Raw genomic sequence first — 11,351 nt, forward strand, 5'->3', positions numbered from 1 at the left:
CGCGCGGCGAATGCCGACAGACCGGACCGACGTAGAAAGTCCGGCTGTCCCTGGGAGGAAAAGTAGAATGTTGAAAACTCTGCACCTGCGGAGCCTGCTGGTCGTAGGCGCGAGCGCCGCGGCCCTGGCCGCGATGAGTTCGCCCGCCTTCGCCCAAGGGGGAACGACGACGATCGAAGAGTTAGTGGTGACCGCCGAAAAGCGTGAACAAAGCCTCCAGGACGTTCCCGTCGCCATTTCCGCCTTCACCAGCAAGCAGCGCGACCTGGTCGGGATCAACACCGTCCAGGATCTCACCAACTTCACGCCCGGCTTCGTCTACTCCGCGGTGAACGACCGCGCGAGCATGCGTGGGGTCGGCCGTCTGACCAACATTCACTCCGTCGACGGCGCCATCGCCATCTATATCGACGGCCTCTTCACAACCTCCACCGTCTTCGCCGGCGCCCCGCCGCTGATGACCGACCGGATTGAAGTGCTGCGCGGTCCGCAGGGGACCCTGTACGGCCGCAACTCGATCGGCGGCACGGTCAACATCATTTCCAAGCGCCCGACGGACGAGGCCTACGCCGAATTCCGCGCCGTGGTGGAAAACTACGGCTACACCAACTTCCAGGGCGCGATGTCGGGGCCCATCACTGAAAACCTTCAGTATCGCCTGTCGGGCTACAAGCTCGACCAGACGAAGGGCTACTACGAGAACGTCAACGCCAACATGCCGACCGAGGGCTCGGTGCGGGATGAATACGCCATCGAACTGCAATTGCAGGGTCAACTGGGCGAGAACGCCGATTTCTGGGTGAAGTACGGCGTTCTGAAGTGGGATAACCGCGGCGGCCCTGGCGCCCGCTCAGGCTATCTCGCCGATCCCTATGAGACCGGCCGTCAGGACCCGAACTTCTCGGTCATCTATAACCCGGTTCACGGCTACAGCCCTGAGACGGGTGTGAACGGCATCGTGCCGGGCAGCCTGCAGCAGTTCAACGGCGGGACGACGAAGACCAATCCGGCGATCGCCGACTCGCACAAGATCAACACCAACACGCCGATCTTCGTCGGCCTGACGGATGTTCACCTCCTCACGACGACCTTCAACTACCACTTCCCGACCTTCGACGTGAGGTACGTCGGCGGCATCCAGAACTACGCCTACAACACCACGGGCGACCTGGATAACTCCAACGTCAAGTCCTACCAGATCCCGCTGCAGCCCGGCTCGATCTGCGGCACCATCGGCGCCCTGTTCGGCGCGGGACTGTCGCCGGTCAACTGCGGGCCTCTGACAGTGGACGCGACCGCGACCTACCACTATTTCGAGAAGCCGAAGTGGTACAGCAACGAGATCAACATCGCCTCCACCACGGACTCGCCGTTGCAGTGGATTCTGGGTCTGTATCAGTTCGAGGAGAGCTATTCGGCGACCAATACGCTGAACGGCTTCAGCAGCCAGCCCCAGATGAAGACTCCGGTCCTGGGCGCCGCCCCGAACCCGACCGGCGCCTTCAGCATCTCGGAGTACGACCTGATCACCAAGAGCAAGGCCATCTTCGGTCAGCTCGACTGGGAAGCCAGCGACACTCTGAAGTTCACTGCGGGCCTCCGCTTTACCAAGGATGAGAAGGAAGGCGTCGAAAACCGCCGCGTTGTCTGCTTCTCCGACGTCTGCTTCCCAGGCCTCTATCCGGCCCTGGGCCTTTCCGGCTTCGGTCCCGGGACCGCCGCCAACTGGGGTAGCCTGCTGGGGAACATCAACGCTGTCGGGTCCCTCGCCGGAACCTTCGGCGTTCCGGCCCTCGCGGGCCTCTCGGGTCTCGGCAACGGCGCCTTCGACCTGACCACCGCGCTTGCGCCGACCACCACCGCGGCCGGCGCCAAGGGCGTCACCGACCCCGTCGTCGCCACCTCGACCCCGGGCGTCTATACGCAGTACAAGATCGCCAGCAACGGCAACATGGTGCGCCACCTGGGCGGAAAGTCCGACGCGGTGACCGGAACCCTGGGCGCCCAGTGGGAGCCTGACAGCGACACCATGGCCTATGCCCGCTACAGCCGCGGCTACAAGGCCTTTGGTCTGTCGGCCGGTGGTGGGCTCGTGGCCCCCTACGCCGATCCGGAGTTCGTCGACTCGATCGAAGTGGGCTTGAAGAAGAACTTCCAGACACTGCAGATCAACGCCGCCATCTACAACTACAAGTACACCGATCTGCAGGCCCCGGTGACCGTGCGGGTGGGCGCGACCAACGTGACCCAGTTCATCAACGTTCCGGAATCGCGTTCGCGCGGGATCGAACTGGACGCGATCTGGGCTCCGACCGAGGCGCTGCGGCTGATCGGGTCCTACTCGTTCAACGACACCGAAATCACCGAGAGTGGGCTCTATGTCGACGTGAACGACAACATCACGACCGGCGCGGTAAGCGTGAAGGGGAACGCCTTGCCGCAGGCCCCGCGCAACAAGTTCGCGCTGAACGCCAGCTACTCCTTCTTCATGGAGCCTGGCACCCTGACCCTGGGGGCCACCTACGTCTGGCGCGACAAGGCCTACTCGACCATCTTTGAGCAGCCCTGGAACGAAGCTCCCACCTGGGATCAGATCGATCTGCGCGCCAACTGGAACTCGGCCGATGGCCGCTACGCCATCATCGGCTACGTCAAGAACGTCGCCGACACCGAGGGCTACGACGCCGCCGTCTCCGGCTCCAACCGGAACCGGAACCCGGCGATCGCCAGCGACAACTTCGCGAACGGCGCCAGCAACCTCGGCCTGACGCCGCCGCGGACCTACGGCGTCGAATTCCAGTACAGGTTCTTCTAGGACCGACACTCACGACAAGCCTCCCACGCGGAGGCGCCTCTTGAGGGCGGCGGGGAAACCCGCCGCCCTTTTTCTTCGCCGCAATGCGGAATCCCCGGAACGAACCCCTCAAGTCGAAGCAATTTCGGGGTGCGGTATGAGGCTGGGCCGCGTCTAGTCAGCGGAATGCTCAAGCTTTCTCGGGAATTAACAGGGCGACCAAAGAACGCGGGTCATTTTTGTACCGCCGGTTTGAAACTGCGGTACTTCGGCCACATCGACCGGAAAGCGTGACCGAAAGCCGGCCCCTTTCGGCGCCGCACATTGACGCCGCCGGGCGCGCGACCGAGGTATCGCGCGCTTCGGCGCCTCCCCGCGCCCAGGCTTCATCAGATTCGTACATGCAGGCGGACAGGGGCGAAGCCCCGCCGCCCGGGAGGATACATGTCTTCAATCAACCGTTTTCGGCTGCGCACCGTTCTGGCGCTCGGGGTTTCGTCCCTGACCCTGGCGGCCATCGCCGCCCCCGCCTTCGCCCAGGACGCCGACGACTTCACCATCGAAGAGCTGGTGATCACCGCCGAAAAGCGTGAACAGGCCCTGCAGGACGTTCCGGTCGCCGTGTCGGCCTACACCTCCAACCAGCGCGACGTCATCGGGATGAACAACATCCAGGACTTCGTGAACTTCACGCCCGGCATGAACTATTCCGGCACCGACCGCGTGTCGCTGCGCGGCGCCGGCCGCAACACCTTCTACGTCGGCAACGACCCGGGCGTGGCCGCCTATACGGACGGCTTCTACTCCGCCTCGTCGTCGGAGCTGTTCAAGTCGCCGCTGTTCGTCGAACGCACCGAAATCCTGCGCGGCCCCCAGGGCACCCTCTATGGCCGCAACGCCATGGGCGGCGCCATCAACACCATCTCGCGGCGCCCGGCCGACGATTTCGGCGGCGAAGTCCGCGTCGCGGTGGGCAGCTACGAGCGCACCAAGCTTGAGGGCCTGGTCTCGATCCCGGTGGCTGAGCACCTGCGCTTCAGCATCGGCGGCAGCCAGGATTGGCAGCGCGACGGCTTCATCAAGAACATCGGCCCGGCCAATGACGGCGGGACCATCAAGCGCACCTATTTCGAAATCCAGGCCGAGGCCGAACTGGGCGACAACACCACCGCCTGGCTGCGCTATTCGCGCTCGAACTGGGATGACACCATGGGCGTCGGTGACCGACTGTCCAACCTGGTGACGCCCTACGACACCACCCGCATCTTCCAGCCCATCGGCGGTCTGCTGCCCAACCCGGCCTACAACTATGGCGTCGCCAACCCGGGCGTGGCCGATCCCTACAAGCAGAACACCAACCGCGACGGTTACGGCTATCTGCGTGGCAACCACGTGCTCACCGCCCAGGTCACCTACGACCTGGGATGGGCCGACCTGAAGTACATCGGCGGTTTCCAGCAGTACAACTATCAGACCGGCGGCGACTATGACGGCACCAGCCGTACCGGCGCCATCGCGATCCCCGGCATGGCGGTTCCGTTCTTCCCGGACCTGACCACCGACTTCAACGAGAACAAGCGTTACTTCTCGAACGAAGTGAACCTCACCTCGAACAGCGACGGTCCGCTGTCCTGGATCCTCGGCCTCTACCAGTACCACGAGGAATACAAGCAACGGATCCAGCTCGGTTCGCCGCAGCAGTCGCAACTGGCCACCCCGCTGACCCTGGCCGGCACGCCCGCCGCCCCGAACCCGCTGCGCAACTTCGTCGACCAGCAGGCCACCCTTGAGTCCAAGGCCTGGGCGGTCTTCGGCCAGTCGACCTACAAGTTCAACGACGCCTGGGCGATCACCGGCGGCCTGCGCTACACGGTCGACGACAAGGACGGCTTTGAAAGCCAGCGCCTGATCATCCAGTCGCCCTCCATCGCCTCCGGCGCCGCGGCCTTTGACGTCTCCAGCGACATGGATCCGCTGACCCCCGGCGTGCAGAACTTCCGCAGCCTGTCCGACAGCTGGAGCGCCGTCACCGGCACCCTGAACCTGGACTGGACCCCGGACACCGACACCCTGGGCTACGCTAAGTACAGCCGCGGCTATAAGTCGGGCGGCTTCCTGCTGGGCACGCTCGCCCCGCAACCGAAGGCCGACCAGGAGTCCGTCAACGCCTACGAAATCGGCCTGAAGAAGACCATCGGCCGGCGCCTGATCCTGAACACCTCGGTCTTCTACAACGACTTCAAGGACCTGCAGCTCAACCTGTCGCAGCTCAACGCGACCGGCACCGCCGCGGCCTCGAACTTCGTCAATGTCGACGCCACCGCCTGGGGCGTCGAGCTGGAAGCCCAATGGCGTCCGATCGAGCCCCTGCAGATGATCGCCTCCTATGGCTATCTCAACACCGAGATCACCAAGGGCTGCTGCTTCTACGACCCTGCGGACCCGTCGGCCCTGCTCCCGGGCGCCCAGCCCAAGGGCGGCACGGCCACGACCAACGGCGTGCTGCTGGTCTTCCAGGACCTGAAGGGCAGCCAGCTCTTCCAGTCGCCGGAGAACAAGTTCGCGTTCAACGCCAACTACACCTTCGACTTCGCGCCGGGCTCGCTGATCCTGTCGGGTACCTACACCTGGACCGACTCCACCATCTACCAGCCCTTCAATGACCCGGCGTTCGAGGTTCCGGCCTACGGCACCGGCGACCTGCGGGCGCTGTGGAAGGACGCCGACGACAAGTACACGCTCATCGCTTCGGTGAAGAACGTGACCGACGAAGAAGGCTTCACCTCTACGGGCTCCACGAACCCGACGGCGGTGTTCGGCAACCCGAACCCGGGCCTGGTCGTGGGCGGCACGCCGTACCTGCGCCAGACCGGCGTGGCGATTTCGCGCGGCCTGATTCAGCCCCGCACCTACAGCCTGGAACTGCAATACAAGTTCTAAGGCCTGCGACCCGGCTCCCCGGAGCCGGGTTTCTGCAAGAATATCAAGGGCGGCGGAGCAATCCGCCGCCCTTTTTTCTGGGCGCGCCAGAAACGTCCAGGACCCCGCGCCCTGTGGCGCTGCGCACTATCAACAGTTTGCCGTTTTAACGTCTCTGCAAGCGCTTAGGCGCATTCTGGGGATAGTTCCCCCCGTCCTGGCTGTTCATGTCCCTGCCTGACTTCTTTTTCGAACGGGTCACCAGCGAAATCCATCAGCAGATGGAGGGCGTGCTGGCCCTTGCCGAGCGTCTCGCGCGCCACCCCCTGGGCGCCGACGCCCAGGCCTGCGTGGCCGGCGTCAGCGAGGCTGCGGCCTGTGTGCGCCAGATCCTGGCCTCCAGCGCCGACCTGAAGGACGCGGCCACCCGGGGCATGACCTTCGAGCCCGCGCCGAAACGGCTGCGAGACCTTGCCGACGAGATCGAGGCCCGCTGGGGTCAGAAGGCGGCCAAGTCTGGCATCACCCTGCTGGTCTCCTATGACGGCGCGCCGGAGATCACGGCGTTGATCGATTCCGAGCGGGTCATGCAGGCCTTCGACGGCTTCATCGCCCAGGCCCTGGCCGGTGTGCGCCACGGCGCGGTGGAAGCCACCCTGCGCGCCCACCCCTCCGGCGACATGGTGCGGCTTGAGGGGCGTGTGCGCGGCGGCGGCAAGCGCGCCATTGGCGACGCCCTGGACATCCAGGAGATCGAAGCCCTGTTCGGGTTGGAGACCGCCCTGGCCGTCGCGGTCGGCCGCCAGATCATCACCGCCCTCGGCGGCGATGTGCTCACCGAAGCCAACGCCGGGGCCGGCGAGACCCTGGTCTTCGAATTCACCGCCCCCCACGCCGTGGAAGCCGGCGACGAGGTGGAGGCCGACAATCTCGACGCGCCCCAGCGGGCCGCCCACATCCTGGTGGTGGACGACAACGCCACCAATCGCATGGTGGCCGAGACCCTGTGCGAGATGTTCGACTGCACCTCGGAGTCCGCCGTCGACGGCGTGGAAGCTCTTGAAGCCGCCCGCACCGGCCGCTTCGACCTGATCCTGATGGATATCAAGATGCCCCGCATGGACGGGGTCACCGCCACTCAGGAAATCCGCGCCCTCCCCGGCGCGGCCGGTCTGGTGCCGATCATCGCCCTGACGGCCAACGCCGACCCGGAGGACGCCTTGGGCTACCTCGCGGCCGGCATGAACGGCGTGGTTGAAAAGCCCATGAAGCCCGAGAACCTGCTCAGAGCCCTGCAGGAGAACCTCGGTGGCGGCGAAGAGTCCGTCGCCGCCTGAGTTAAGTCGTCCTCCGGATAATGGGCGAGATCTCGTCCAGGTGATTATGCCCGCCTGCGAGCCTGCTCCTGCGCACGGCCTGTCGACGTCGGAACACGTGCGGCGCCATCGCGCTTGGAGGAAGCGGCCCGAGGGGCTCTAACTCCAGGACGATGAAGCGCCTCGGACAGGTTGACCGCCTTCCACCGGTTCCAGAGGCGCTCTGGGGAGAGACGCCATGACATCCTTCTATGACCGCAAGATCCTGCCGCGCCTGCTGACCTGCGCCTGTACGTCGCCGCCGATGATGAAGCAACGCGCCAAGGTCGTGCCCCGCGCAACCGGCCGGGTTCTGGAGCTGGGGATCGGCATGGGCCTGAACCTGGCCTCCTACAATCCCGCGGCGGTGCAGGTGGTGGTGGGGGTCGATCCGTCGGCGGAACTTCGCGCGCTGGCCCAGGCCGCGCCCAAGCCGGACGGCCTGAAAGTGGAGGTCCTCGACGGGACCGCCGAGGCCTTGCCCTTTGAGGACGCCAGTTTCGACACCGTGGTCTGCACCTTCACCCTCTGCTCGGTCCATACGCCGTCCGCCGCCCTGGCCGAGGCGCGGCGTGTGCTGAAGCCCGGCGGCGGGTTCCTGTTCTGCGAGCATGGCCTCGCGCCCGACGCCGACGTCGCCAAATGGCAGAGGTTCTGGGACCCGTTGTGGAGCGCGATGGCCGGCGGCTGTCACATCACGCGCCCGGTCGCCTCGACCCTGCCTGCCGCGGGCTTCAAGGTCGACTGGCTGGAGACCATGTACCTGCCGGGCACACCGCGTATCGCCGGCTGGAACGAGTGGGGCCGCGCGACCACCGCCTGACTTTTTGGGCTTGTATCGCACCCGGGGGATCGCGCTAGGGTAGAGCCTTTAGTGACGCGTACCGGCGTCAGCCTATGGGGGGCGAAGATGGCGGCGCCGAGCATTTCCGAGATCATCAGCGTCCTGCTCTACGACGAGGGCAACGCCTGGAGCGGGAACCAGATCACCTTCAGCTTCCCCAAGGCCGGCAGCCAGTGGCCCAGCTACCCCGCCGAGGGCGAGCAGTCCAACGCGGGCTACGGCCCGCCGACAGATATCCAGGCCGCCGCGTTCCGACTGGCGCTGCAGGCCTGGGACGACCTCATCGCCCTGCGCCTGGTGGAAACCGATGACCTCACCGCCCCCGGCCAAATTCGGATCGCCTTCACCGACGTGAGCGCCCACACGGGCAGCGACGAGGCTTCCGCCTACGCCTACCGTCCGCCCACCCCGGGGTTCAGCGAGTCAAGTCTGAGCGGCGATATCTGGCTTGACGACTCCTTGAAGGCGTCGGCCTTCACCCCCGGCGCGGGTGACTTCGAAGTGCTGCTGCACGAGTTGGGGCATGCCCTGGCCCTCCAACACCCCTTCGGTCCCGGCGCTGTGCTGCCGGAGGGCTACGAGAACCTCCGCTACACCATCATGGCGTACGAAATCTATGAGGACTCCGTCGCCTGGACCGTCGAGGAGACGGCGGAGGGCGGGCGATTCAAGGGGCAGTATGTCGAGCCCGCGACCCCCATGGTCTTCGACATCGCCGCGATCCAGTCCCGCTACGGCGCCGATCCGGCGACCGCCGCGGGAAACACCACCTATACCTACGATCAGAACACCCCCTTCATGCGAGCGATCTATGACGCCGGCGGAACCGACACCATCGACCTGGCCGGCCACACGCGGTCATCCATCATCAACCTGACGCCCGGCGCCTATTCGTCCATCGCCTACTATTCGCGGGCCGCTCAGGAAGCCTACTGGACCAGCCTCTACCCCGGCGGCGCCAGCGTGATTCATGAGACCCTTTCGGCCACCGACACCTACACCTGGTCCAACAATCTGGGCATCGCCTACGGCACGGTGATCGAGAATGTCCTGGGCGGCTCGGCCAGCGACACCATCCTGGGCAACGACGCGGCCAACTATCTCAGCGGGGGCGCGGGGGACGACTTCCTGCGCGGGTTCCTCGGCGACGACAGCATCGTCGGCGGGGCGGGCTTCGACGACACCCACGGCAACCAGGGCAATGACACCGTGCGCGGGGGGGACGGCCCCGACTGGGTGGTGGGCGGCCAGGGCAATGACATGCTGTTCGGCGACGCCGGCGACGACGTGGTCTACGGCAATCTGGGCGCCGACACCCAGGAGGGCGGCGACGGTGTCGACTGGGTGCGTGGCGGTCAGGGCGACGACAGCCTTTCGGGCGGGGCCGGCGACGACTGGCTCTCCGGCGACCTCGGCGACGACACGATCAGTGGCGGGGCGGGCGCGGACACCTTCCACACCTGGGGCGCGGCGGGGATCGACCGGGTCACCGACTTCAACCGCGCCCAGGGCGACCGGGTGCAGCTCGACGTCGGCACGGCGGCCACCGCCAGCCAGGTGGGCGCCGACACGGTCATCGACATGGTCGGCGGCGGCAAGATGATCCTTGTGGGCGTCACCCTCGCCAGTCTCGACGGCGGCTGGATCTTCGCGGCCTGATGAGCGTCTTCGAAACCGAGCGTCTGGTCCTGCGGCCGCGCGGCCTGGAGCACCTGGAGGCCTGCGTCGCCATCAATAGCGACCCCGAGGTGATGCGCTATGTCGGACCGGTTTGGCCGCCGGCCCACCAGCGGGCGCATCTGACCCGGCAGTTCGCCACCGACAGGGGCGAGGGCCTCGGACACTGGGCGATCTTCCGCAAGACCGCGCCGGAAGAGATGCTGGGCTGGGTTCTGCTGGTCCCGCTGGAGGGCACGGACGCCATCCAGATCGGCTACCGCCTGAAGCGCGCGGCCTGGGGCGACGGGATCGCCACCGAGGCGGGGCGCAGGCTGGTGGACCACGCCATCGAGACGCTGGGCCTATCGGGCCTGGCGGCCTGGACGCATCCGCAGAACACCGGCTCGAAGGGGGTGCTCACCAAACTCGGGTTCCGGCCGGACGGCCAGTACGACGACAACGGCCAGGTGCAGGACCTCTACCGGCTGACACCCGCCGCCCGGCAGCCCTGAGCCAGGCGCTCCAGTAGGGCTGGCGGCGGGGCCTCATAGGGCCCGAACTGCGTGGCGCCATAGGAACCTTCGATGACCCTGGCGGTCTGCAGCATGACCAGCAGGTCCTGGGTGATGGGCCCAGCCGCCTCGATCCCCTCGGGCGCCTCCAGGGACTCCGGCGTCACCGCCAGAGCGAAGGGCGCGCCATCGAAGCCCACCGACAGCCGGTCCTCGCTGGAGATCGGGATGATCTTGTCCACCGCGACCTGGAACACAGCCGGGTCGCGGGCGCAGCCCAGCCGGATCGGCGGGGTCTGGGCGCTGGGGCTATCGGGCGCGTAGGCCAGGGCCACCCCGGCCCCCGTGACGATGGTCGACCATCGCGATGGCGCGGCGGGCGAGGCCGGGGGTCCGGCGGGCGGACTGCCGCCGCAGGCGGTCAGGGCGAGCAGGGCCAGGACGGAAAGCAAACCAGAGACACGCATGACTCTGCCATAGCACAACCACGCCTCGTCGCGACGGCCTGCACGCCCGACGGGATCACGCCCAGCCCCGGCGCCTGCGCCTCAGGCGTCTTCGAGCCGCCACCACTGGTTCTTGCCGCCGTTCCAGGGGAAGGACAGGATCTGGCGGCCATCCTCCATGACCCCGTGATCGATATCGATCACCTGCTTCTTGTCGTTGTTGTTGATCGCCACCCAGGGCGCGGGATCCAGCCCGTCCATCTTGCACTGGAACAACAGCAAGTCGCGGGCGTCGCCGCGCTTATTAATCATGGCCAACTGAAGACGCCAGTGGACCAGATAGAGGCCGCTGGCCTCGTGGCGGAAATAGTAGGCTCCGTCGTCGTGCGCGTCCTCCATGACGAAGACGGTGCCGGCGCGATGGTTCTTGGCGCGAAGCACCGGCCGCTGATCAAGATGAACTGTGTATTCGGTGGCGCCGACCACCATCTCGGTGGGCGCGCCGGAGGTTTCGTAGGCGACGATATGTACGCGGCGATCGGTCATGATGCGGCCTCACGGGTGAGAGACTGATTTCCTCAACCCAAGATTACACAGACAGCCAAGCTGCGCCATGAGGAACGGCGCGCGACCGGCGACCGGTTCCTGAAGAGGTGTTCGGGAGGAATTGTCCGCGGGTGGTAGCTGGAGGCGGGCTCGAACCGCCGACCTGTGGGTTATGAATCCACCGCTCTAACCAACTGAGCTACCCAGCCATGGGCCACCCGCGGAGGCGCGGGTTATAGGGTGGGAAGTTCGTCGCTTCAAGCGGCTTGGGTGCGG

The 11,351-nt window shown here is 66.2% G+C and carries 8 protein-coding genes and 1 tRNA gene; 6 read left to right on the forward strand and 3 right to left on the reverse strand.

The features are described 5' to 3' along the window. The first annotated feature begins 67 nt into the window (after nt 1–67). The 6 genes from AAC997_RS19655 to AAC997_RS19680 all read left to right on the forward strand — a co-directional run bounded on the left by AAC997_RS19655 (nt 68) and on the right by AAC997_RS19680 (nt 10,083). Nucleotides 68–2,815 carry a TonB-dependent receptor gene (locus tag AAC997_RS19655; protein WP_340647396.1) on the forward strand — a complete coding sequence of 916 codons (2,748 nt, stop codon included), beginning with the start codon at nt 68–70 and terminating at the stop codon, nt 2,813–2,815. 423 nt (nt 2,816–3,238) lie between these two features. Further along, entirely contained in the window at nt 3,239–5,734 is a 2,496-nt protein-coding gene (locus AAC997_RS19660; RefSeq protein WP_340647397.1) for a TonB-dependent receptor, read from the forward strand. A 206-nt stretch (nt 5,735–5,940) separates the two neighbouring features. Next, the gene (locus tag AAC997_RS19665) at nt 5,941–7,050 is read left to right on the forward strand and encodes a response regulator (RefSeq protein ID WP_340647398.1); all 1,110 of its coding nucleotides are present in this window, start codon (nt 5,941–5,943) and stop codon (nt 7,048–7,050) included. 217 nt (nt 7,051–7,267) lie between these two features. Continuing rightward, nucleotides 7,268–7,891 (forward strand): class I SAM-dependent methyltransferase, encoded by a 624-nt coding sequence (locus AAC997_RS19670; RefSeq protein ID WP_340647399.1) that lies wholly within the window; start codon nt 7,268–7,270, stop codon nt 7,889–7,891. An 87-nt stretch (nt 7,892–7,978) separates the two neighbouring features. Then, nucleotides 7,979–9,571 carry a M10 family metallopeptidase gene (locus AAC997_RS19675; protein ID WP_340647400.1) on the forward strand — a complete coding sequence of 531 codons (1,593 nt, stop codon included), beginning with the start codon at nt 7,979–7,981 and terminating at the stop codon, nt 9,569–9,571. Beyond that, nucleotides 9,571–10,083 (forward strand): GNAT family N-acetyltransferase, encoded by a 513-nt coding sequence (locus AAC997_RS19680; RefSeq protein ID WP_340647401.1) that lies wholly within the window; start codon nt 9,571–9,573, stop codon nt 10,081–10,083. Before AAC997_RS19675 ends, AAC997_RS19680 begins: the two co-directional genes overlap by 1 nt. Here the strand turns inward: AAC997_RS19680 and AAC997_RS19685 are convergent. From AAC997_RS19685 to AAC997_RS19695, 3 genes are all read right to left on the reverse strand, one after another. Next, nucleotides 10,050–10,550 (reverse strand): hypothetical protein, encoded by a 501-nt coding sequence (locus AAC997_RS19685; protein WP_340647402.1) that lies wholly within the window; start codon nt 10,548–10,550, stop codon nt 10,050–10,052. The two genes, AAC997_RS19680 and AAC997_RS19685, sit on opposite strands and share 34 nt — an antisense overlap. Nucleotides 10,551–10,631: 81 nt before the next feature. Beyond that, on the reverse strand, nt 10,632–11,075 hold the full coding sequence (locus AAC997_RS19690) for a hypothetical protein (protein WP_340647403.1): 444 nt from the start codon (nt 11,073–11,075) through the stop codon (nt 10,632–10,634). A 132-nt stretch (nt 11,076–11,207) separates the two neighbouring features. Beyond that, a tRNA-Met gene (locus AAC997_RS19695) sits at nt 11,208–11,284 on the reverse strand. Between the last annotated feature and the right edge of the window lie 67 nt (nt 11,285–11,351).

This window comes from Phenylobacterium sp. (genome assembly GCF_037968635.1).
GTDB lineage: Bacteria > Pseudomonadota > Alphaproteobacteria > Caulobacterales > Caulobacteraceae > Phenylobacterium.

Bases quoted from the DNA above. Each gene is read 5' to 3' on its own strand.
- AAC997_RS19685 (WP_340647402.1), bottom strand. From the start codon at position 10,550: ATGCGTGTCTCTGGTTTGCTTTCCGTCCTGGCCCTGCTCGCCCTGACC.
- AAC997_RS19655 (WP_340647396.1), top strand. From the start codon at position 68: ATGTTGAAAACTCTGCACCTGCGGAGCCTGCTGGTCGTAGGCGCGAGC.
- AAC997_RS19675 (WP_340647400.1), top strand. From the start codon at position 7,979: ATGGCGGCGCCGAGCATTTCCGAGATCATCAGCGTCCTGCTCTACGAC.
- AAC997_RS19670 (WP_340647399.1), top strand. From the start codon at position 7,268: ATGACATCCTTCTATGACCGCAAGATCCTGCCGCGCCTGCTGACCTGC.
- AAC997_RS19665 (WP_340647398.1), top strand. From the start codon at position 5,941: ATGTCCCTGCCTGACTTCTTTTTCGAACGGGTCACCAGCGAAATCCAT.
- AAC997_RS19690 (WP_340647403.1), bottom strand. From the start codon at position 11,075: ATGACCGATCGCCGCGTACATATCGTCGCCTACGAAACCTCCGGCGCG.
- AAC997_RS19680 (WP_340647401.1), top strand. From the start codon at position 9,571: ATGAGCGTCTTCGAAACCGAGCGTCTGGTCCTGCGGCCGCGCGGCCTG.
- AAC997_RS19660 (WP_340647397.1), top strand. From the start codon at position 3,239: ATGTCTTCAATCAACCGTTTTCGGCTGCGCACCGTTCTGGCGCTCGGG.